At 62.0% G+C, this 22,909-nt stretch carries 18 protein-coding genes; 5 read left to right on the top strand and 13 right to left on the bottom strand.

All coding sequences use genetic code 11. From position 1 onward, the window contains the following. The first annotated feature begins 84 nt into the window (after window positions 1–84). The 4 genes from HMPREF3113_RS07735 (at window position 85) to HMPREF3113_RS07720 (ending at window position 5,484) form a co-directional block, all read left to right on the top strand. Window positions 85–2,589, top strand: a complete 2,505-nt coding sequence (locus tag HMPREF3113_RS07735; RefSeq protein ID WP_139146316.1) for a sulfatase-like hydrolase/transferase — start codon at window positions 85–87, stop codon at window positions 2,587–2,589. Window positions 2,590–2,695: 106 nt separating this feature from the next. Beyond that, complete coding sequence (locus tag HMPREF3113_RS07730) at window positions 2,696–4,102, top strand: UbiA family prenyltransferase (protein WP_070471756.1); 1,407 nt, start codon at window positions 2,696–2,698, stop codon at window positions 4,100–4,102. 29 nt (window positions 4,103–4,131) lie between these two features. Continuing rightward, window positions 4,132–4,509, top strand: a complete 378-nt coding sequence (locus tag HMPREF3113_RS07725) for an SMR family transporter (RefSeq protein ID WP_014035892.1) — start codon at window positions 4,132–4,134, stop codon at window positions 4,507–4,509. Window positions 4,510–4,512: 3 nt separating this feature from the next. Further along, window positions 4,513–5,484 (top strand): NAD-dependent epimerase/dehydratase family protein, encoded by a 972-nt coding sequence (locus tag HMPREF3113_RS07720; RefSeq protein ID WP_070471670.1) that lies wholly within the window; start codon window positions 4,513–4,515, stop codon window positions 5,482–5,484. 212 nt (window positions 5,485–5,696) lie between these two features. Here the strand turns inward: HMPREF3113_RS07720 and HMPREF3113_RS07715 are convergent, their stop codons facing one another. The 12 genes from HMPREF3113_RS07715 to HMPREF3113_RS07660 form a co-directional block, all read right to left on the bottom strand. Further along, window positions 5,697–7,058, bottom strand: a complete 1,362-nt coding sequence (locus HMPREF3113_RS07715; protein WP_175440338.1) for a glucosyltransferase domain-containing protein — start codon at window positions 7,056–7,058, stop codon at window positions 5,697–5,699. A 367-nt stretch (window positions 7,059–7,425) separates the two neighbouring features. Next, complete coding sequence (locus tag HMPREF3113_RS07710) at window positions 7,426–8,268, bottom strand: glycosyltransferase (RefSeq protein WP_175440337.1); 843 nt, start codon at window positions 8,266–8,268, stop codon at window positions 7,426–7,428. Between the two features lie 419 nt (window positions 8,269–8,687). Then, window positions 8,688–12,245 carry a polysaccharide pyruvyl transferase family protein gene (locus HMPREF3113_RS07705; protein WP_083298745.1) on the bottom strand — a complete coding sequence of 1,186 codons (3,558 nt, stop codon included), beginning with the start codon at window positions 12,243–12,245 and terminating at the stop codon, window positions 8,688–8,690. Then, window positions 12,242–13,534, bottom strand: a complete 1,293-nt coding sequence (locus HMPREF3113_RS07700; protein WP_070471666.1) for an ABC transporter ATP-binding protein — start codon at window positions 13,532–13,534, stop codon at window positions 12,242–12,244. Before HMPREF3113_RS07700 ends, HMPREF3113_RS07705 begins: the two co-directional genes overlap by 4 nt. Continuing rightward, window positions 13,534–14,781 carry a glycosyltransferase gene (locus tag HMPREF3113_RS07695; protein WP_070471665.1) on the bottom strand — a complete coding sequence of 416 codons (1,248 nt, stop codon included), beginning with the start codon at window positions 14,779–14,781 and terminating at the stop codon, window positions 13,534–13,536. The genes HMPREF3113_RS07700 and HMPREF3113_RS07695 overlap by 1 nt, the downstream gene beginning before the upstream one ends. Then, complete coding sequence (locus tag HMPREF3113_RS19105) at window positions 14,765–15,370, bottom strand: acyltransferase (RefSeq protein ID WP_070471664.1); 606 nt, start codon at window positions 15,368–15,370, stop codon at window positions 14,765–14,767. The genes HMPREF3113_RS07695 and HMPREF3113_RS19105 overlap by 17 nt, the downstream gene beginning before the upstream one ends. 15 nt (window positions 15,371–15,385) lie before the next feature. After that, window positions 15,386–16,168 (bottom strand): ABC transporter permease, encoded by a 783-nt coding sequence (locus tag HMPREF3113_RS07685; protein WP_070471663.1) that lies wholly within the window; start codon window positions 16,166–16,168, stop codon window positions 15,386–15,388. Window positions 16,169–16,196: 28 nt separating this feature from the next. Then, the gene (locus tag HMPREF3113_RS07680; protein WP_070471662.1) at window positions 16,197–17,378 is read right to left on the bottom strand and encodes a cystathionine gamma-synthase; all 1,182 of its coding nucleotides are present in this window, start codon (window positions 17,376–17,378) and stop codon (window positions 16,197–16,199) included. Window positions 17,379–17,496: 118 nt separating this feature from the next. Next, window positions 17,497–18,867 (bottom strand): pyridoxal-phosphate dependent enzyme, encoded by a 1,371-nt coding sequence (locus HMPREF3113_RS07675; RefSeq protein WP_019182592.1) that lies wholly within the window; start codon window positions 18,865–18,867, stop codon window positions 17,497–17,499. Window positions 18,868–19,058: 191 nt separating this feature from the next. Then, window positions 19,059–19,277: an HP1242/YdcH family protein gene (locus HMPREF3113_RS07670; protein ID WP_019182593.1), complete on the bottom strand. Its 219-nt coding sequence runs from the start codon at window positions 19,275–19,277 to the stop codon at window positions 19,059–19,061. Window positions 19,278–19,641: 364 nt separating this feature from the next. Beyond that, window positions 19,642–20,475 (bottom strand): hypothetical protein, encoded by an 834-nt coding sequence (locus tag HMPREF3113_RS07665; protein WP_237393598.1) that lies wholly within the window; start codon window positions 20,473–20,475, stop codon window positions 19,642–19,644. 62 nt (window positions 20,476–20,537) lie between these two features. After that, window positions 20,538–20,921, bottom strand: a complete 384-nt coding sequence (locus tag HMPREF3113_RS07660; protein WP_070426558.1) for a DUF4398 domain-containing protein — start codon at window positions 20,919–20,921, stop codon at window positions 20,538–20,540. 97 nt (window positions 20,922–21,018) lie between these two features. On the opposite strand from HMPREF3113_RS07660, the gene HMPREF3113_RS07655 reads away from it, so the two are divergent. Further along, window positions 21,019–22,146 carry a PilT/PilU family type 4a pilus ATPase gene (locus HMPREF3113_RS07655; protein WP_070471661.1) on the top strand — a complete coding sequence of 376 codons (1,128 nt, stop codon included), beginning with the start codon at window positions 21,019–21,021 and terminating at the stop codon, window positions 22,144–22,146. Between the two features lie 95 nt (window positions 22,147–22,241). On the opposite strand, the gene maiA is transcribed toward HMPREF3113_RS07655, so the two are convergent. Continuing rightward, window positions 22,242–22,895, bottom strand: a complete 654-nt coding sequence (gene maiA, locus HMPREF3113_RS07650) for a maleylacetoacetate isomerase (protein ID WP_070471660.1) — start codon at window positions 22,893–22,895, stop codon at window positions 22,242–22,244. Window positions 22,896–22,909: the final 14 nt, after the last annotated feature.

The following is a 22,909-nucleotide window of genomic DNA, read 5'->3' as shown; positions in this document are numbered from 1 at the left end:
CTGCTGGTCACTGCGCTCTGCGGAGCGCTGCTGGCGATCTGGCTTTTCATCGATGCACTCAGTGGCAACGGCATCGATTACGCCGTGATCTATCATTTGCGCGCAGGCATGCGCGGCGCAGGAGCCGCTGATTTCAGCTTGCCCATCGTTCTGCTTTCGACAGCACTGATGGCGTGCCTGGTCCTCGCTTTCATGCCCCGCCTGCATTCGGCACGAAGGTGGGCCCCCGCCGGTCCTCTGTTCGCGGTCTCTCTACTGGCGACACTGGTTTTCAATCCGATCGTCTACGACGTCGCGACACTGGTGCGCCAGGATCGGCAAGCACGTCTTGCGCCGGCACAAGGGGACCAGTACGTACGTCCCGACGGTCCCCTCGGGAATCACCGCAATGTGGTGATTCTCTACGCCGAAAGCTTCGAGCGCACCTACCTCGATGAGTCGCGATTCCCTGGACTGACGCCAGAGTTGAACAAGCTACGCAGCGAGGCCGTGGATTTCCTGCACGTGGACTCGCGCGAAGGTGGCACGTGGACGATCGCCGGCATGGTCAGTTCTCTGTGCGGCGTCTCCCTTTCCCTCAGCCAGGATGCCAATGGCTATGCAAGCATCGGCCGCTTCCTGCCTGGCGCGTACTGCCTGACCGATCACCTGCGCGAGCGCGGATACGACGTCGAGTTCATCGGAGGCGCCGCTTCTGATTTCGCTGGAAAGGGACAGTTCCTCGCCAGCCACGGCTTCGGCACGGTACGCGATCGCTCCTATTTCAAGAGCCTGAAGCTGGGCGACAACCGCTTCTCGCCATGGGGCGTCCACGATGATGTCCTGTTGGATGCGCTCTGGGACCGCTTCGCTGCGCTCTCGCAGCGGACCACGCCTTTCGCGCTCGTCGGCCTGACTCTGGATACACATCATCCAAGCGGACATATCCCCCATGCCTGCCTCGATGTCGCCTATGAGGGACTTGGCCAGCGCAGGCCGATGCTCGACGCAATCCATTGCTCGGACCGACTGGTTGCTGATTTCGTACGCCGCATCCGCACCAGCCCCTACGCTCGCAATACAATCATTGTTGTTGCATCGGACCATCTGGCTCTGCCCAACGACATTGCCGACCTGCTGCGCGATGCTGATCGCAGCAACCTTCTTCTCATGTTCGGCAGCGACCTGCGCGCGAGGCAGGTTGATCGACCAGCAACCACCCTCGATACGGGTGCCTCACTGCTTGATGCCCTGCAAGGGGGAGTGGCACTCGGATTTGGCCGCTCACAGATTTCCGTGAAAGGCGCAGGCACTTCATTGAGTGTCCGACCCGGTCGGGAACCAGATGCCAGCGAGGACCACCTACCAGGTTTCATGGCCTATTCCAGCTCGCTATGGGAACTGGGCCGGATCGACGATCATCTGCAGTTGGTGGATGGTGTCATTCAGTTGGGTAAGCAGACCCTGAATCCGCCCTTGGCCATCGCTGCCGATGACCGCGGCCGAATTGCCCAGTTGGGCACGAACGGCATCCGCTCTGGCCACCTTCTGGCCGAAGGTGATTCCCAGCAGGTCCTCTACATTGATCGTTGCTTTGCGTTCGACGAACGACAGCCCGCCGATGAGTGGTGCCTGTGGGGGACTGCTGCCGGAAAGGCTCGCGTGGTGTCACAACAATCGCTCAAGGCAGGCGCGTTGGTGCCGGAACTCCTGCAGGCTGCACGCGAAGCGCCCCCGGCACCTCAGCTGCGCAACGATTTCATCATCCGCAACCACTTCGATGCGAGCAATACGATCGTCGGAGAGGCGATGGATGGAAAGCTGTTCTCGCAGGGCGCCGAAGGGACCTTGGCCTATGGCGTCTACCAGGATCTGTGCGCAGGCAACTATACCCTCAGCCTGCAGGGCGTGGCCCACCCCGCCAACGGTGCCTGGGCGGACATCGTTGCCAGTTACGGGGCACAGACTTGGGATCGCCATGCGTTTCTGGACACGACCGATGGACTTGACGGGACGATGCTGGAAGCCAGGTATGTATTCCCTGATGACCTGCCTCTGGCTGAAGTCCGTGTCGGCGTATCGCCAGACGCTGCGGTGCGACTGGATGGCTATACCTTGTTGCCCGCCTACGAGGCGCTGCCTGCAGGATCGTCGGTGGATTTCAGCGCCGATGCCAGCAATCGTTTCATTTCCTGTGGCTGGCACGGTCCATCTCCCCAAGGGCGCAGCGTTCGTGGCGCGGCCGCCTCGCTCCGCCTGCGCCTGCCATCCGAGCCCGCCCGGCTGCAGGCAATCCTTTCACTGTCGGCGCAGTCACCTCGCGAGATCACGGTGCTGGCCAATGACGCCCCGCTCGGCTTGCTTCAGATCGAGACAGGGACGCGTGAATACCCCATCGACCTGGCAGGCCTGTCCAGCGCCGCTGGCGGGCAGCTCACCTTGACGCTGGTGCCTGGACAAACGACCTGCGCTAAGGCGGGCTGCGAGCTGATTACCCTGCACCGTCTGCGCTTGGCCGCTGCTGCGACGGCTCAACCGGCCGCTCCAGCCTGTCCTGGGATGCGCTGCCTTCACGCCCCCGGGCCGGTACCTGAATCTGTCGGAATGTAACTCCCCCTCGTATACTCCCCGCACTATTGGATGAGGGGAACTGCGGCACATGTCGCATCACAATGATGTACCGGCCGGATCCGGTGAGTTGACGCCGGGAGCAGCCCTGTGCGTCGATCTGGACGGGACGCTGCTGCGTAGCGACCTGCTGTACGAGTCACTCTTGGCCCTGCTGGCGCGCAACCCGCTGTTTGCTTTGCTGGTACCGTTCTGGCTGCTGCGCGGCAAGGCCTATGTGAAGCGCCAGCTCGCTTCCCGGGTGACCTTGCAGGTTGAAACACTGCCATACGATGAGCGTGTCGTGGCCATGCTGCGCGCGACACCGCAGCGTCCGCGTGTCCTGTGCACCGCCTCGGACCGGCTGCTGGTCCAGCCGATCGCCGATCATCTCGGCGTTTTTGACGAGGTCATCGCCAGCGATGGTGCCCGCAATCTGGCCGGGCACGCCAAGGCTGAAGCCCTCGTCGAGCGCTATGGGGAACGGGGTTTCGACTACCTTGGCAACCACCGCGTTGACCTGCCGGTCTGGAAGCACGCCGCAGGTGCCATCGTCGTCAACGCCTCCGAATCGCTGGCAAACCAGGCCAGCGCGCAAACCCGGTTGATCGATCACCTGCCGGGACAGCCCGGAGGACTCCGCACCTGGATCAAGGCCCTGCGGCTGTACCAGTGGCTGAAGAACCTTCTGGTACTGGTTCCACTGCTTACCGCGCACCGCCTGTTCGAACCAGAAGCCGTGGTAAACGCGGCGCTCGCCTTCCTTGCATTCGGCCTGTGCGCATCCGGCGTTTACCTGCTGAACGACCTGCTGGATCTGGCACCAGACCGGCAGCATCCACGAAAGCGGAAGCGACCATTCGCGGCCGGGACCTTACCCCTGTTTCATGGCCTGGTCGCCACCCCCCTGTTGACACTGGCCGGCTTCGCACTGGCGCTGTGGACAAGTCCTGCGTTTGCGCTGGTCCTGCTGATCTACTTCATCACGACCCTGGCCTATTCGTTCACGCTCAAGCGCATCGTGATGATCGATGTCGTGGTGTTGGCTGCGCTTTACACCGTGCGGATCATCGGCGGCGCTTTTGCAATCGATTCGCCACGGTCATTCTGGCTGCTCGCGTTCTCGATGTTCATTTTCCTCAGTCTTGCCCTTCTCAAGCGCTATACCGAACTAACCGCGGCTGCAACGCAGGGAAAGCAGAAAGCCTCCGGTCGCGGATACTCCGTGGCCGATCTGCCGCTGGTGCAGTCATTCGGGACAGCTGCGGGCTACATCGGCGTTCTGGTCTTCGCCCTCTACATCAACAGCCCTGACAGCCTCAGACTGTACGCCACGCCCCAAGTGCTCTGGCTGCTCTGTCCTGTGCTGCTGTACTGGATCAGCCGTGCCTGGTTTGTCGCCCACCGGGGCGACATGCATGATGATCCCATCGTGTTCGCAGCGCGCGACCGCGTCAGTCAGGGCGTCGGCCTCGCCGGGCTGATCATCGTAATGGCGGCGACACGCCACTGGTAATGCCTCCTCATCATTCCAAAGTTGATCGCATGTATCTCAAATTCATCCCACTCATTCTGTTCTCCGTAGCCCTCAATGCGAGTGCGCAGCTTTTCCTTCGCAAAGGCATGCCGAATGTTTCGCTGGTGACCAACCAGGGCGTGCTTGAGCTCGCACAGGGCGCCATCCGCATTGTCTTCAATCCATGGGTGTTCAGCGGACTGTCGTGCTATGCGATCAGCATCGTGCTCTGGATGTACGTCCTCTCCAAAGTCCAGGTGAGTTTCGCGTATCCCTTCCTGAGCGTGGGATATGTAATTGTCGTTGGTGCTGCATATCTGTTCTTCCGTGAACCGGTCAGCGTAATGAAGCTGGCTGGAATCGCGCTGATCTGTGCTGGCGTCGTTCTCGTCGCGCGTGGGGGTTGAGCCATGACCAAGCATATTGTCATTGGTGGCTCAGGCTTCACCGGATCGCATCTCGTCCGGACTCTCCTTGCACAGGGCCAGCAAGTTCAGACCGTTGACCTGCTGCCTCTCCCTGCAGAATTTTCAGGGAGGGTCGTCCATCACCAACTGGATATTCTGGATACTGCGGCGCTGTCGCGCGTGCCATTGGATGAAGGTGATGTCGTCCACCATCTTGCGGCAAGGCAATTCCATAACGCCGTGCCGGCAAAAGAGCAGGACGCCTGGTTCGCCGAGGTCAACGTTACCGGTACAGCCAATGTACTGAAGTGGATGCGCAAACTGCGCCAGCCGCGCTTGATCTATACCAGCACGGACATGGTGTACGGGCTACCGGAATCGCTGCCTGTACCTCCAACGCACCGACGCAACCCGTTGGGTCCGTATGGGCGCAGCAAGGCGGCGTCGGAACAGCTGTGCGAACAAGCACGAACCGAGGGCTACCTGATTACCGTGCTGCGCCCACGCATGATTGTGGGCCCCGGACGCTTTGGCATCCTGATCAAGCTGTTCCGGCTGATGGACCTTGGCCTTCCCGTGCCAACCATCGGCAGCGGCCGGAACCGCTACCAGATGATCGCCGTGGAGGATGTCGTCAGCGCAATTCTTGCTGCGGTCGAGAAGGGATTCCCCGCCGTCGCATTGAGCTTGGGATCGGGCGATGCACCGCCAGTTCGCCAGTTGCTGCGCAATACGATCAGGCGTATCGGCTCGCGCTCGATTGTAGTGCCAGTACCCGCCAAGCCGTTGAAGATGGCCCTGTCGTTGCTGGAAAAGCTGGGCAAACCATTGCTGCATCGGGAGCAGTATCAGATTGCCGACATCAACTACGTGGTCGACATTGCACCTACGCAGGAGCTTCTGGACTGGCATCCCACACGCAATGATGAGGACATGCTCGTTGCAGCATACGCACATTACCGGAAGCAGATCTGAGTGATCGCATGGAGGGACTTGGACGGGATCGCCTCCGCATCAGAAGACGGACGTCTGTCGCAGCTGCCTCGCCGGACAAAAACCCAGCGAGGCAGGATAGAGATCGGCGTCGCAAACCACCGCGATGCTGCCCCAGCAAGGGAAAGGCGATGGCTTCCTCGCACGGAAGCCGCTGCGATTAACGTCGAGCCGAAAACACTGGCGGCGCCTGATCAGTCAGCACTGTAGACAACCAACGCGCCACCCTTCGCATCCTGGAAGAGCCTCAACCGCCCTTCACCGAGCCCGATCTCATTTACTGCGTCACCTTCCACCGCCATCACGCACAATTCTGCCTTGTGCGTCCGGCAATCAACAAAACTCCTAACCCCTGTAGCCACCACCACCGAGTTCATCAAGTACTCGTTGTTGAAAGTAGTACTTGGTTCTTTGCCAGCCGGCATGCGACCGGAAACAGCGAGTACTGAATACCGCTCTGCTGGCAATGGCAATAGCGTGTCGATCTTTTCGAACAGGAAGGATGTCGTTTCCACCTGGGTCTGGAGGAATGTACGGGCCTGTGCCTGGAACCCAACACCGCCTGCCAGGAGGAGAAGGAAAACCACCGCCCGCGATACACCATTCCCACCTCCAAGAAGACCGAAGAACAGCGCCAGTCCAAGCACCAGCGCGATCAGACTGCGCGTGGTTATTACTGGCGCCAACGGAATCGAGAATGCGTGGAAGGCCGCAGCGACCATTGCGAGCGTCAACAGGATCTGGGCTGAACCCTTCCGGCGAACGGCGAATGGAATGAGCAGCAGCACGGTTGCCAACAGCAACCAACCATCCAGGTTCGAGGCCTTGCCAATGGAAGCTACACATTTCCCGAATGATCCCATGACGTAGCTTACGTTCTGCCATAGAGAGGGAAGATCCTTGGCCGGATGTGGCGATCGCCAGTCATCCACCTGCGGGCCGAAATGTCCTGCCAGCACCAGCAGCATCACCGACATGACCAAGGCGCCGAGTATTGCTCCCCCCACCCAGCTGAGCGTGTGTTGCAACCACAACTTCCATCGATCTCGCGCACTCCGCTGTTCGGACGCGAATTCGCCGATGAAAAGGAGCGGAACCAGAAAGTAGTAGCTCTGCATCGTCCCGAACAAAAGGATTCCGAGCGCCGCATAGACAGCAAGCGGTGCTATCTCCACTCGCCGCGTGACCACCTCAGCCAGGATCAGGACTGCAACTGCCGAGAACGCAGTGGCCGGCCACATGCTTTGTTCCACTACTGGCGGAGAGATCGAAACGACGGCCGAAATGATCAGTGCCAGTGCAACCGACAGGCCTGCGCGCCGCGCAATGCGATAGACCAGCAAAAGATGTGCGGCGATATACGCGACGAACCAAGCCGACGCGTCAATACTGACAAGTACATTCCTGAAGATGTAGTTCAGCCACCGGCCATCCTGCAACAGCTTCAGTTGGTAATAGTGGTTGTAGTGAACTTCATCGTGACCGAACACGTGCAGATTCGATATCTGGCTGTAAGCGGATGCCACGAGCAGCATGGACAGAAGCGCAGCCACCATCTTGAATCCGCCATGGCTCGGGGCATCAGTGCACATCGAGTGCAGCTGCGACCGCGCCCGCCCAGCCAAGTTATTCCAATCCATCTCTTCCCCTAACTCCAGATTCGCCCAACTGAATTTGACCGGCCTTACATCATCCAGGCAGAGGTACCGATGGCCGTGAACGGGTCCAACCGGCTCTTTTGACTGTCCTGAAGACGTCGCATCCCGTGCGGAATGCTACTCGACTGGATGATGGCTAAGCCAATCCTTTGTGAGCCGATAGCGTGGGTGGACAGACCCGCGCGGCAACCTGCAGCCGATCCAGCAAGCGATAGGGCACGCTGCCCTGTGGACAGCCTCGCGCATTACGGGACTTCACTCCTACTCAGGAATGCAGCAGCAGACGCCTGAGCCTTTGCACGAACTGACGATGGTCATACTGTTCCGCTAAAAACAGACGTGCCTTGGTAGATGCGGCTGACCAAGCCTGGTCGTCTTGATCTAGCTCCTGGATGGCAGCAGCATACCTTGACGGGTCATCGGTAGTCGGCAGTATATCCTCGACTCCCGCCAGGCCCTGCGCGGCCGCACCTGTCAGGATGATTGGAACACCCTGCTCTATTGCCTCGATCACCTTTCCCTTGACCCCGCCGCCGAAACGCAACGGCGCGATGACCAGGCGCGCGGACGCGTAACAGCGCTCCAATGCAGCATCGTCAATGCGGCCGAGAATACGCACCGTGTCAGAGGCATGCTGGGGCACACGGTAGTTCTCCATACCGGAGCCCACCACGGTGAGGACAGGCGCCTGTCCCTCTCGCTGAAGCAAGGGAAGCACCTTGTGCAGAAACCAGTCCAGACCATCTGCGTTTGGTGCATGCGCCATGCTACCAACGAACAGCAATCCCGATCTTTTGCCCGGCCCGGGTGTGTACTGCATGGATCCTGCATCCACGGTCCACAGCGGGAACATCTCGCCGTTCCCAGCCAAGCCACGATCAGCAAGGTAACGGTTCACTGTTTCAGCCTCATCTTTTGAGGGATACAGCACTACGTCAGCATTTCTCCACGCCCGCTGTTCCACCATTCTCATCAGCAAACATTGCCAATGATCGGCAAGGGTGGCCCTGGATGTAGTCCGCATCAACTGCAACCGCAGATAGTGGATGTCGTGCCCGTAATAGAGATGAGTACCGACAATCGCCGCGCGCAGGACCGGAAGATACATAGCCGCGATCAGTGGGCGGCTTGACACCGACCCTATGAAACTTCCTCCGAACTTCGCCAACCATCCGTCCAGTGCCCCCGTTTCCCGTCGACTCAAGGGGGTGATGCCTCTCCCTTCAAGGGCCGCTCTCCCAACTGCGGAGGGCTCAAGCGTTGCCGACCAGAAGACGACCTCCATACCGGCGTCGACCAACAGGTCAGCGAAGCATGAGATCGCGCGCGATCCCGCATCACGGTCAATCTCGGGAAAATCATGGTCCACGAGGAGCACACGCGGGCGCTCCGTTGACGGAACCTCCGCTGGTGTTCCTGTGGACCGTGATATCGACCAGCGACTGTACAACCCAGGGCCGAACATCAGCATGGCTTCCAGCAGCGTTCGCTTGACCTTGCCCCACCCCATTGCGGTCTGTGCCTCGCTCAATGCCAGGACTTGAGGTCCACGAAGAACTCCGGATACCCCTTCCACTTGTCGCGGAAGTAGGTTGCGTTGCGGTTGAACAGCCGCTTGTAGCGCTCGCTGCCCTCGCTGGCGCCAGTGGTCTGGTGCGGCTGGTGACGGACACCAGCCAAGTCACGGAACGCCACCGAGTAACCAGCCTTCTTCACCTGGAAGCAGATGTCCGTGTCTTCGAAGCACGTGGGGTCGTAGAACACATCGAAGCCTTCCAGACGCTCGAACAGGTCGCGGGCAATGAACATGCAACTGGTTCCCAGGAAACCCACGTCATCGCGGTATCCCTTGATGCGGGCCTCATTGTTCATGCCGCGATTGGGAAGATAGTCGGAGATGGGCCCACCCAGGTCATCACGCGTGCCGTCGAACCAGCCTGCGTTCCAGCCGATGGTGCCGACACCGGGGTTGGCCGCCAGGATGTTCACGGCTTCACTAAAGCAGGAAGGAGAGGTCAACCACTGATCGGAGTCGAAGAACGCAATGTAACTGCCGGTGGAATGCTTGACGCCCAGGTTGCGGCCTGAGGAGCACCCGTTCTCACTGTTGCGGACAAGCTTCACCTTGGCATGCCCTGCATACAGCGATTCAACCAATTCGGCGCCGCCATCGCTGGACTGGTTATCGACAACCACGATTTCCTGCAGCCATTCTCCGGCATGCTCCAGCAACGTGCTGACGCAGCGTTCAATGATGCGGCGGTTGTTGTGGATCAGCACGACCACGCTCACCGACACCGGATACTCCGGCTGCATCAACTGCTCGACATGGCCCAGCCAGGCGTGACGGGCGATGAATGCGTAGTCTTCCGACGCAGTGGCGCCGGCCAGCTGTGCGGAAAGCTTCGCGACATCCACCCGATGCAGGTTAGGCGACGGTGCAAATGACGGCAGCGCATCGACAAACACCGGCTTCTCCAGCAGCAGCGCTGCCATCGACAGGTCGGCAAGGCGCGTGCTGTCCCCGGCTCCGCCGACGATGACGACCGCATGGGCGCCGGCGATCAGCGGAGCCATCTGCTGCGGCTGCCACGACCAATCGAGGGCATGTACCTGACGCGTGTCGCGGCCATCCACTTTCATTCCCGTGACATGGAAGACAAGATCGGGAGATGCCTCCAGCGCTGCATCGAGCCAGGCGTCGCCGTCTCCGCCGAGGACAACGAACAGAACATGTTGTCGCCCGTCCTCATATGCCTGCGGCAGCTCATGACTGCGGTAGGAGTCGAAGATTTCATTGTCTCCGGCCGTCCCCAGGAAACGCGACGGCACGCCATCGACCTTCTGCTCCGGGGTACCGGTGACAACGCGATCGGTGAGGACGCGCAGTTCCGCGGAGAGAGAATCCGTTCCGAGTGCAGCAAGGTCGACTATCACTTCGGCACCGCGTTCACGTGCCGAACGGGCCAAGCCAAGCGCCTGCGGGGATCCATCAGCAAGCAGAACGCGGGTGTTCTCGGCACGCACTTCCTGCAGCCAGTTGTGCGCATCAACAGCGAGACGCGCCGGCATGCCGCTGCCATCGTCAGGCCAGGCACTTCCATCCGCTGCAGTGATGCGCACGAAGAAGCCGGCACGATCGCCCGCCTTCGCGAACTGCATCGCCCGGTTGGGCCAACCGTCAGTGGTCAACGTGCCGGCAATTACCAGCAGACGCTCGAGGCGAACCGGTCGCACCATCGACGGTGGCGGCTCCGCCATCTGTTGCATGGCAGCGGTCTGAGGGACACCCAACGTTTTCATGCGCCGGGGGATCTGCTGCAGGGCAACCTTCAGACCATGGCGACGCCAAACCGAGGCCAGTTTGAAAGGAGCTGCCAGCACGCGCACCAGGTCGCGTCGAAGCAACTGCAGGAACCTGCTCAGGCGACGCCAAAGGTTCAGCGCATCAGCGGTTTCCTGACGGCTGCGCGCCAGCTCGGTCTGCATCTGCTCGATCTGCTGCTGCAGGATCGCGATGTAGACCTCCTTGTCATCAATGTAGGCCTGCTTGTCCGCCAACTGCTGTTGGATCTGCTGCAGTGCCTGCGCGCTTTCCTGCTTGATCTGCTCCAGTGCCTGCGCATTTTCCTGCTTGATCTGCTGCAGCGCCTGCGCACTTTCCTGCTTGATCTGCTGCAGTGCTTTCGCACTCTCCTGAAGCTGGCCTTGAGCCGCATCCAAGCGGACCATGTCTTCATTCATCTTCGTTTGCTTCTCGACAAGTTGCTGCGTCAGGTTTGTGTTCTGAGTCTTCTGTTCGGCAAGCTGATGGTCCCGGAACAGAAGCAGCTCGTGTGCACGTTGGCTCTGCTCCCGGGTCAGTTCGAGCTCGACCAGTGCCTGTTGTAGCCACAATGACAACCAGTCCGTAGAGGCTGCGTCGAAGCGGAGGGGCGTCGGCGGCAAGGACGTGCAGCTGTCAAGCAGCCGCAGATGCGCGCTTGCTGACGCTTCCAGGCCATCGACCACCTGCGGGTCCGGCCGCCACGCCTCCGCAACCAGTGATTGGATCGCCTCTACGAAGCGCTCAGGGCCGTCGTCGGTGGAGAGTCTCAGAATCGCTGGCATTTCGGCCATGGCATGGGCATGCGACAGCTTGTCGTCGTACTCAAGGCCTGCCGTAGGCTTGCCCGCCAACAGGGCCAAGATACTGGCATGCAGCCGCATGGACAGCACCGCGTCAGCGCGGGTGATTGTCTCCCAGGTCGCATCCATTGTTGCCGGTGCGATCAGTTCATCATTGCTCCGGCCCGGTAGCTGCTGACGCAGAGATTCGATCAAGGGCAGGTCGGACGTGGCGCCACTGCCGTCGGTATGGGCCTGGAACGCCACCCATTGGATCCGCCATCCTTCAGGAACTGCGGCGCGCAACGCCTCCACAAGGGACGTTTTCCACTGCCCCTTGTCCCATTCACGGACCACCACCGCCAGCACCTTGCTCTGCGCCTGGCCTGCGCCTTGCGCGGCCTGTTGCGCCGGCAATGGGTGATAGCGGCGGAACAACCACCCTGGATCGGCGGCAACGAGGATACCCCGATCAACGCCGATCTGTCGCAGCAGTGCCTTCGACGATTCATCCCGCACGGATACGGCGACCGCGTGCTGGAACAACTCGCGCACCAGGGTACGTGCGCCCGCTGAACTCAGCGGCCCAACCCCTTGCCCCCATACGATCGTCGGCACTCCCAGTTGGCGCGCGAGCAGCATCGGCCGCGCATAGCTGGAAATGTCATTGGCATAGGGGAGGTACACTGCATCGAGGTTGAAAGGATGATGATCCTGGAAGATGCCGCCGCCCCCCATCACCAGTACGTCGCAATGCATCAGTGCACGGGCGATGTCTCCGACATTGGCAAACTGCACGGCATCCACACCATGCATGCGGCGGGTCAACAAGGGATCGATGCTGGCAACCACCGGCTCGCCGCCCAGTTCGCGAATGCGGCGGACCAGCAGGTCCAGCAGCACCTCGTCGCCCACGTTGGGTGCCCCGTAGAAACCCACGACCAGGGCCCTGAATACTGGCTTGGAGTGCGTCATCATGCAGTTCTCACAGGAGCGGTGAAACGGGGAGAGGGTGCAAGCCAGCCATGGCCGGAATGGGGCTGAGGCAGCACATCCACGTGGCCCGCGTAGGGCACACGGGAATGTCGGTGATACTCGCCCGTGTCGAGGTCACCGACACCCAGCGCCAGCACATAGCGGTTACCGGTGACATTCAACGTCAACTGCCAATCGAAAACATAGTCGCCCGGTTCCGTCGGCAGCGGCGAAAGGCTCATGTTCTGGGTGGTGCCAGCCCACAGGGCAATATCATCCACACTCTTCAACTGAATCCCATAGCAGGGCTGCTCGATACGCCGGCGTACATGGATGGCCACCTTCACAAGTACTTGTTCGCCATGGCCAAACGTCGTCCTGGGCTGCCCCTTCAGGTCGAGAATCTCCACACCGGTGATTTCGCTTGCCGGCAATGCCGCTGCGTCTGCAGGCAGACCATCGTCCTGCAAGCTGTCAGGGCCCTCGTCCGCATAGATCACGGCTCCGCCCTCCTCGTCCACCAGGTCGTCAGCATACTTTTTGACAACTTCGCGGCAGGGGCCATCCAGAACGACCCGCCCGCGGCGGAGGTAGATGCCCCGGTCACAGTATTCGAGCAGGGTATTGGTGGAATGGGTAACCAGGATGATGCTGACACCCTCGGACTGCATCCTGCGAATACGGGTGAGGCACTTGGTCTGGAAGGCGGTATCGCCCACTGCCAATGCCTCATCCACGACCAGGATATCGGGCGACACGTGGATGGCCACTGCGAACGCGAGCCGTACGAACATGCCCGAGGAGTAGGTTTTGACAGGCTGGTCGATGAACTCACCGATATCGGCGAACTTCTCTATCTCAGGCATGAGGCGGGTCATGTCCGCCGAGCCCAGGCCGATGATGGCGCCTGCCAGGTACACGTTGTCGCGACCGCTGAATTCCGGGTTAAAACCAGCGCCCAGTTCCAACAGCGCCGATACCCGTCCATTGACGGCTACGCTGCCGGTATTGGCCTGCAGCGTGCCGACCAGGATCTGCAGCAGAGTTGACTTGCCGCTGCCGTTGCGGCCGATGATTCCAACAGTTTCGCCCGGCGCGATGTCGAAGTTGACATCGTCCAGCGCATGGAACATGCGCACCGGCTGCGGCGGCATGCCCACCAGGCGCCGGAGCCGGTTTGCTGCCGGCTGCAACAGACGCTGCGCCGGACGATCGAAAATGCGGAAGACCTTGCCGACACCACGCACCGAAACTACCGGCGCAACCGCCAACGGCGTATCTGCTGCCTGCATCACATCACCCCCGCATGCCGATAGGCGGCCCGCTTGGCGTCCAGGCTTGCCTGCTGTGAATACTCGCGCGCCATGAGATCCTGCCCGGCCGCCGCCAAAGCTGCCAGTCGCGTTCGATCCTGCGCGCATTCCAGCAATGTACGGGCAAACCCTTCGGCATCATCACGCACAAGGATGTCCATGCCGTCCGTCGCGCCGATGCCCTCGCACCCCTTGCTGGTGCTGAGTACGGGAATGCCTGCAGACATCGCTTCGACGATCTTGACCCGGATACCGCCACCGGACAGCAGCGGTACCATCAGCAGATGCGCCTTGTCCAGCAGCGATTGCAGGTCGTCGACAAAGCCATGCACGAGAACATTGCGGCCATCATGCAGCGCCTGCAGCGCCACTGGAGGATTGCCGCCGCAAAAGTGCAGAACAATCTTCCGCTCCTGCAACTGGCCCGCCATTAGTGGATGGATCTTTTCGGCAAACCACGTCACCGCCTCCGCATTTGGGTACCAACCAAAGCCTCCCATCCACAATACGTGGAAGGTATCGTCCGGCTTGTCTTCAAAACGCGTGGTACCCAACGGAAAGTGCAACGGCATGAGGTAGCGTGGGACTTTGTCGGTAACCCGCGACATATCATGGCGAGAGATGAAGGTCATCGCCGAGAATCCGAAGGCATTGTCGATCTCGACAGCCTTGGCGGCTTGCCGGCTTCGGCTGGCAACCCATTCCATGAAACGCAGCTTCCATCCGGTCAAGCCAGCCGGCATCCAGAACGGAAAAATGTCAGCTTCGATGTTGTGGCTCAGCAGGATGCCCGGCACCTGTGGCAGGAACCGACGGAAGAACGCCAGATGGGTCGAGTTGACCTCGATCGCATCGATGCCCTGCTCGCGGACGATGCGACGTGCAGCCGCAACAGCGCTGCGGCTGTAGTAGCTGGCATCGATGAAAGGCAGACGCTGCAATGCCTGCCGCGCCATCGACAGGGCGCGCTGCACCTTGGGCAATTGGAACGGCATCTTCGGACGAGGCTCGAGGTGGACCGAGCGGAACACTTTGTCGTAGAGCGCGCGATGCTGCTCGACCTTGCGACGGTCCGCCTCGCTGCCCACGTAGCAAAACAGGTGATAGTCGATCTCTTCAGCGAACGGCAGTAAGGCGTTCACCGCATAGATGTCGCCTCCTGTCACCGCTGGCAGCGAAGGCGCCAGCATGAACACGAGGACTTGTTTCTTAACCTGCGGTTTCATCGAAGATGTCCGAATCAAAGTACGGTGAGAACCTGGTGAGGTACTGGATATCCCGGTTGCGCTCACCGATTTTGCGGGCGGGTACGCCACCCACGACCTCGTACGGTGCCACGTCACGCGCGACGACCGCGCCAGCGGCGACCACGGCGCCTTCGCCGATGGTCACGCCCGGCAGGAGTGTGGCGCGGGCACCGATCCAGGCATGGTCCTGGATGGTGACCACCCCGCCAATCGCGGGAAAGGTCGGTGCGTTGTGGTCATGGTGCAGGCTGAGGATGCAGGTCTGGAAGGAAACATTGACGTTGTTTCCAATCACAACGTCAACCCTGCCATCCAGATACACCTCCCGGTTGATCACGCAGTTGTCACCGATGCCGATGTGCGCACGCACAGGATAGCCAGTGACGAACCAACGCATGCTTACATGCGTGTCCCTGCCGATCGCGATCTTGAGCACGCGAGTCAGGTAGAACCGGCGCAGGCACTCAATCGGAATACGAGCAACGAAGTTGTTGCCCAGGTAGTACTTCAGCCCCATCAACACATAGAAAAAACGCTGCCGGAGCAACCACTGCTTCAGGCGATTCATCGTTCAACCCCTTGCTCAAAGGACATCGGCGAATCCGCACTTGGTACGACGGAACCAGATCAAGCCTAGTACGCATACGGTCGTGGCGATGGCCGTCTGCCCTGCCAGTTGCCACCAGTCCGGCAACTGTCCGAACACGGCCACGGCGCGCGCTTGTTCAATGATTGTGGTGAGCGGGTTGGCCAAAAAGACCGGGCGGATGTATTCAGGGATTTTGGTGACCGGGAAGAAAACCGGCGACATGAACAGCAGAATCTGAGAGAGCACACCGACGACCTGACTAACATCACGCAGGTACACACCTACAGAGGCAAGCATCCAGCTAATTCCAAGTGCGTACAGTATCAACGGAACCATTACGACCAGGATCAGCGGAAAGGTGGCGGGAATGCCGGTCCCCACGAACAGCAGCGCCAACGCCAGCACGGTCAGACTGATAAACCAATGGAAGAGAGCTGATGCGCAGGACACGACCGGCAAAATTCCGATAGGAAATACAACCTTTTTGACATAGTTGACATTACCAGTGATCAATCCAGGCGCCCGGTTAATGCACTCGGCGATAAAACCGTGGAGGATCAATCCGACGAACAACAGGATCGCGAAATCCGACTGCCTCTGTGGCTCATCACCCCATCGCACCTTCAGAATCACTGAAAAGAAGAGCGTGTAGACGCTGAGCATCAGCAGCGGGTTGACGAACGACCAGAACAGGCCGAGTACCGATCCCTTGTAGCGCCCGCTAACTTCGCGTCGGGTCAACTGAAAAATGAGGCCAGCTAGGTTCGATGCGCTCATGCGTCATACACCAGGGATAGTTTGCCGATCACTGCAAGCCCCTTTCCAGATCCACCTGCAGATCCCCCAACTCCTCCACCCCGACACTCAGCCGCACCAGCGCATCACTGATGCCCAGCTTCTCGCGGCGCTCCACCGGGATCGAGGCATGCGTCATCACCGCAGGATGGTTGACCAGGCTTTCCACACCACCCAGCGACTCGGCCAGAGTGAACAGTTCGGTCTTCTCGCAGAAACGCTTGGCCGCCTCGAACCCGCCCTTGAGGACGATCGAGACGATGCCGCCGTAGCCGTTCATCTGGCGCGTCGCCAGTTCGTGCTGCGGGTGCGAGGTCAGGCCGGGGTAGATGACCTTCTCGACCGCCGGGTGTTTTTCCAGCCACTGCGCCAGGGCCAGCGCGTTGGCGCAATGCGCCTTCATGCGCAGCGGCAGGGTCTTCAGGCCGCGCAGGGCCAGGAAGCTGTCGAAGGGCCCCTGCACGGCGCCGATGGAGTTCTGCAGGAAGGCCATCTGTTCGGCCAGTTCGGCATTGTCACCGACCACGACCATGCCGCCGACCATGTCCGAGTGCCCGTTGAGGTACTTGGTGGCCGAGTGCAGGACCAGGTCTGCGCCCTGCTCCAGCGGGCGCTGCAGCATCGGCGAGGCGAAGGTGTTGTCGACCACCACCAGCAGGTTGTGGCGCTTTGCGATCGCCGCCACTGCCGCGATGTCCACGATCTTGAGCATCGGGTTGGTCGGGGTCTCGATCCAGACCATCCTGGTCTGTGGGGTGATCGAGGCCTCGAAGGCGGCCAGGTCGGTCAGATCGACGAAGCTGAACTGCAGGCCGGCGGTACGCTTACGCACGCGCTCGAACAGGCGGAAGGTGCCGCCGTAGATGTCGTCCATCGCCACCACGTGGCTGCCGGCATCCAGCAGTTCCATCACCGTGGAGCTGGCGGCCATGCCCGAGGCGAACGCGTAGCCGCGGCTGCCGCCTTCCAGGGAGGCCACGCAACGCTCGTAGGCGAAGCGGGTGGGATTGTGGGTACGCGAGTACTCGAAGCCCTGGTGCTCACCGGGGCTGGACTGGGCGTAGGTGGAGGTCGCGTAGATCGGCGGCATCACCGCGCCGGTGCTCGGGTCCGGCGATTGGCCGCCGTGGATGGCCAGGGTAGCCAGGGCGAGCGAGCGGTCGCCGTGCCCGGAAGAAGCGTGATCGGACATGTTGTTTCCCAGCAAGAGGAGCCCCCAAGGGGCCCCCGCAAAAGGAGCGGAAGTCTATCAGCGGTGGCTTAATCGGCCGTTGACGCGGATAAACATGGGTTCATTGCGACACTACGGCTTACTGTACGCGGCGACGCAGGTAGTTCAGCAGGTCGATCCGGGTGATCAGGCCAAGGAAATTGGCGCCGTCCATCACGATGGCCACCTGGCCACGGTCGAACACCGGCAGCAGGGCCTCGATCGGGGATTTCACGTCCAGGCGGTCCAGCTTGCTGACCATCGCGGTGGCCACCGGGTCGCGGAAACGGGCTTCATCGCCGTAGACATGCAGCAGCACGTCGCTTTCATCCACGATGCCGACCAGCTGGTCGCCGTCCATCACCGGCAGCTGCGACACGTCATACAGCTTCATGCGCTGGTAGGCGGTGGTCAGCAGGTCGTTCGGGCCGATCACGACAGTGTCGCGCTGGCCGTACGGGCGCAGGATCAGGTCGCGCAGGTCGCCCGACTGCGGGCGCTCCAGGAAGCCGTTGTCCAGCATCCAGTAGTCGTTGTACATCTTGGACAGGTACTTGTTGCCGGTGTCGCAGACCAGCACCAGGACCTTCTTCGGGGTGGTCTGCTCCTTGCAGTACTTCAGCGCCGCGGCCAGCAGGGTGCCGGTGGAGGAGCCGCCGAGGATACCTTCCTTGCCCAGCAGTTCACGGGCGGTGTGGAAGCTCTCGGCATCGCTGATCGCGTAGGCCTTGGTGACGCGGCTGAAATCGGCGATCGAGGGCAGGAAGTCTTCGCCGATGCCTTCCACCAGCCAGCTGCCCGACTTGTCGTTGAGCACGCCATCATTGATGTACTCGGCCAGGATCGAGCCGACCGGATCGGCCAGGACCAGCTCGGTCTTCGGCGAGAGGGTGGCGAAGGCGCGCGACAGGCCGGTCATGGTGCCCGAGCTGCCACAGCCGAACACGATCGCGTCCAGGTCGCCGTCCATCTGCGCCAGGATTTCCGGACCGGTGCCGAATTCGTGCGCGGCCGGGTTGTCCGGGTTGCCGAACTGGTTGATGAAGTACGCGCCGGGGGTTTCCTCGGCCACGCGCTTGGCCATGTCCTGGTAGTACTCCGGGTGGCCCTTGGCCACGTCCGAACGGGTCAGGCGCACTTCGGCGCCCATCGCCTTGAGGTTGAAGATCTTCTCGCGGCTCATCTTGTCCGGCACGACCAGGATCAGCTTGTAGCCCTTCTGCTGGGCGACCAGCGCCAGGCCCAGGCCGGTGTTGCCGGCGGTGCCCTCGACCAGGGTCGCGCCCGGCTTGAGGTCGCCACGCTTCTCGGCGGCTTCGATCATCGACAGGCCGATGCGGTCCTTGATCGATCCTCCGGGATTGGCACTCTCGAGCTTCAAGTAAAGCTCGCAGACCCCCGTATCCAGGCGCTGGGCCTTGACGATCGGGGTCTGGCCAATGAGTTCGAGTACGGAGGAGTGGATTGCCATCGGTTCACATCGATTCGCGCCGCAATGCGGCCGGACCGGTGATTATCCGACGGTTGGCGGCGAAAGTCAGGTTGCCGCGTTCATCGGCCCTGCGGCCGGATTGCCGCTGCGGGAACGGACCCGGAGCGGCGCGGACGGCACCGGTCGACGAGGAGACCGGAACCGCCCGCGACGTAGGGTGGCAAGAGGGGTCAGTGCACGGGGGAGGCGTACATCCGTTCCAGTTTCTGCTTGGCCAGCAGCTTTTCACGCTTCATCTGTCCCAGGGTGAGGCTGTCTATCGGGAGCACACCCAGCTCGGCATCCATGCACTTCTTGTTCAACTTCTGGTGCCGTTCGTAAAGCGCCTTGAATTCGGGATCCTGCTTGCGCCGTGCGTCGATATCGCTCTGGGGCTGACCTTCAAACATGATGAACCTCCTATCGCTTCTGCAGAAACAAGAACGCCCCGGCCTGACGGCACGGGGCGCTGCTTGGGGCGGAGTGCCGGGCAACCGTGACCTGCGAACCCGCAGCGGCGTCCAGTGCGTACTGGACCTGCGACTGCTGTGGTTCGTGGCGCTGGTGCATTGCCGGCCCTCCAATCGTCCAGGCCGCGGAAGGCGACCCGGACAACTGACCCTACGCTTGCTTCGGGACCGGTTCAACCCTTTCAAACGATATCGTCGACCGCGCCTAGGCGGGGTTCAGGCTGAACGCGCAGAACAACGGAAATTAAACAAAAACAACCAGTTGCGTCATGACCCGCGGTCATGACGCAACCCCGGCCCGGCATCAGGGCGCGATGATGACTTCCGCCGAACGGGCCTTGGTCGCCGCGGCCTTCTTGCCGCTGACCTGCAGCCGGCTGGCACTGACACCGGCGGCCACGAGTGCATCGCGCAGCGCCTCGGCACGCTGCTGGCCGACGCCGGCGGCCGCGTCATAGGCTTCGATCCGGACTCGGCCCTTCTTGCCGATGTTCAGGTACTCGGCCAGCGCCTTGGCCTGGCCCTTGGCCCCGCCGGACAGGCTGCCCTTGCCGGCGGCAAAGGCGTCGCCGCTGAAGGTGAACACTTCCCCGCGGGACTCGAACTTCGAGCCCGGCAGCTTGCTGCCCGACACCAGCTCGGCTTCTTCACGGGCCAGCTTGGCGGCATTCTGCTGGGCCGCACTCAGGCGCGCGGTCTGCTTGCCGGCCACGCTGGTCAGCGCGGTTTCGGCGTCCTGGCGGGCCAACGCTTCCTGCTCGGCCGCCTGGCGCAGGCGCTCGCTTTCCTCGGCCTGGATCTGGGCCTGCACGCGCAGGCGCTCGGCTTCCTGGCGCGCCCGCTGGGCATCGCGGCGGCTGGCTTCGATCAACAGCTCGCTGCGGGTGCGCTCGAGCTGGTCGACCTCACGCTGGGCCAGGGCGGCACGGACGCTGGTCTCGGCGATCTCGACCCGGCGCTCGGCCAGGTAACGGGCCTGGTCCAGATCGCGGCGCTTGGCCTTGGCCAGGTCGGCCACGGCCTGCTGGGCCTGCAGGCGCTCGAAAGCGGCCAGCTGGGCGGCATCCGGGTTGGCCTGGATCGCCATCAGGCGCTGGGTGAGCTGGGCCACCGCCGGGTCATCGGCGGCCTGGGCCATCAGCGGCAGGCTGAGGCTGGCGGCCAGCAGCAGGCAGGGCATGCGCATCTTGGTGGAGATCATCAGCGGTCTTCCCCGGTGGCGAGCTGGCGCTGCAGCTGGGTGACTTCATTGCGGCGCAGCTGCAGCTGGGCCGTAGCGGTGGCTTCCTCGCTGCGGGCGCGGGCCAGGTCGGCGTCGACCGTGGCGCGAACGGCCAGCATCGGCGCGTTCTTGCGCTCGCGGCGGTCACCGGCGGCGCGCTGGGCCTGCTCCAGGCCCTGCCGGGCCACGGCGATCAGGTCCGGGGCGTACTGGTCGGCATCGGCCTGGGTGGCCTTGTCGACCGCCTGCCGGGCCTGCATCAGTTCCAGCGCGCCATCCTGCGCCTGTACGGCACCAGAGAGCGCGAATGCGCACACCGTCACATACAGGGCCCGTCGTATTTGTGCGAAGCTAGGTTTCATTGGGGGTGCCGTCGCCAGAGTTGTGTGCGCGGCCATTGTCGGAAGCCTGCGGTGCGCTTGCAATGGCAAGCCGCTGATTGTTGGGGAAACATTTCGCATGGATATCGGCTATTTCCTGAAGCTGATGACCGAAAAGAACGCGTCGGACATGTTCTTGACAACCGGAGCACCGGTATACATCAAGATCGAGGGGAAACTCTATCCTCTGGGCAATACCGGGCTGCCGCCCGGGATGGTCAAGAAGATCGCCTACTCGCTGATGGATGAGGGCCAGGCCCCGCAGTTCGAGCGCGAGCTCGAGCTCAACATGGCCATTGCCCTGCCCGACGCCGGGCGCTTCCGCGTCAACGTGTTCAAGCAGCGCGGCGAGGTCGGCATGGTGATCCGCGCGATCCGCAGCAAGATCCCCAGCATCGAAGAACTCAACCTGCCCCAGGTCCTGAAGGACGTCATCATGACCCCGCGCGGGCTGGTGCTGGTGGTCGGCTCGACCGGCTCGGGCAAGTCGACCTCGCTGGCCTCGATGATCGACCACCGCAACAGCACCACGACCGGGCACATCCTCACCATCGAGGACCCGATCGAGTACCTGCACAAACACAAGATGTCGATCGTGAACCAGCGCGAGGTCGGGCTGGACACGCACACCTTCCACGACGCGTTGAAGAACGCGATGCGTGAGGCGCCCGACGTGATCCTGATCGGCGAGATCCTGGATGCGGAAACCATGGAGGCGGCCATCGCGTTCGCTGAAACCGGGCACCTGTGCCTGGCCACCCTGCACTCCAACAACGCCGACCAGACCATCGAGCGCATCCTCAACTTCTTCCCCGAGAGCGCGCACCGCAACGTGCTGATGAACCTCTCGCTGAACCTGCGTGCGGTCGTCTCCCAGCGCTTGGTCAAGGGCAAGGACGGGCGCCGCCTGCCGGCCACCGAAGTGCTGATCAACACGCCGATGATCCGCGACCTGCTGCGCCGCGGCCAGGTGCACGAGATCAAGGCGGCGATGGAGGCCTCGCTGGAAGAAGGCATGGAGAGCTTCGACCAGTGCCTGTTCCGGATGGCCAAGAACGGCATCATCGAGCAGGAGGAGGCGCTGCGCGCGGCCGACTCGCGCGATGGCCTGGCGTTGAAATTCCGGCTGTCCGAAGGCGGCAACGAACATGATCCGTACGCGGATTACTCGGCTGCCTCCGCACCGGCGATCACGCACGGGTTCTAGCGGTTCCCCACCGTTGGTGGGGGCATCTGACACGGCGCATCGACCAACGGTCGATGCCTACCCGTCTCCCCGCGTCGATCTGTCGATGCCCACCGTCATCCTGCGTCGATCTGATGCTCGGGCCTGGCTGCATCGAATGCCGGCAGGGCCAGGCACGCGGCTTCGATCCGCTGCAGCGTCGGGTACGGCGCCAGATCCAGCCCGAACCGGTGCGCGTTGTACAGCTGCGGCACCAGGCAGGCATCGGCCAGGCCGGGCTGGTCGCCCTGGCAGAACGTACCCGTCCTGGCATCGCCGGCCAATAGCGTTTCCATCGCCGCTAACCCCTCCGCCATCCAGTGCAGCGTCCACTGGGTGCGCGCCTCGGCGCTGGCCTGCAGCGTGCGCTCCAGATACTGCATCACCCGCAGGTTGTTGAGCGGGTGGATGTCGCAGGCCACCAGCTGGGCCAGCGCACGCACCCGTGCCCTGCCCTCCGCATCGGCGGGCAGCAACGGCGGGGCCGGGAACACCTCGTCCAGATACTCCAGGATCGCCATCGACTGCTGCAGCACGCGCTCGCCATGGCGCAGGGTCGGCACCAGCTCCTGCGGGTTGAGCGCGGCATAGGCCGCGCCGTGCTGCTCGCCCCCCTCGCGGACCAGGTGCACCGGGGTGATCCGGTGCGGCAGGCCCTTGAGATTCAGCCCGATGCGCACGCGGTAGGCTGCGCTGGAGCGCCAGTAACTGAACAGCTCGATCGGTTCCATGGCGGTCTCCCGGC

Origin of the sequence: Stenotrophomonas sp. HMSC10F06, from assembly GCF_001807865.1 — a bacterium.
Lineage (GTDB): Bacteria > Pseudomonadota > Gammaproteobacteria > Xanthomonadales > Xanthomonadaceae > Stenotrophomonas > Stenotrophomonas bentonitica_A.
This window is presented reverse-complemented; position numbering and strand designations above follow the sequence as displayed.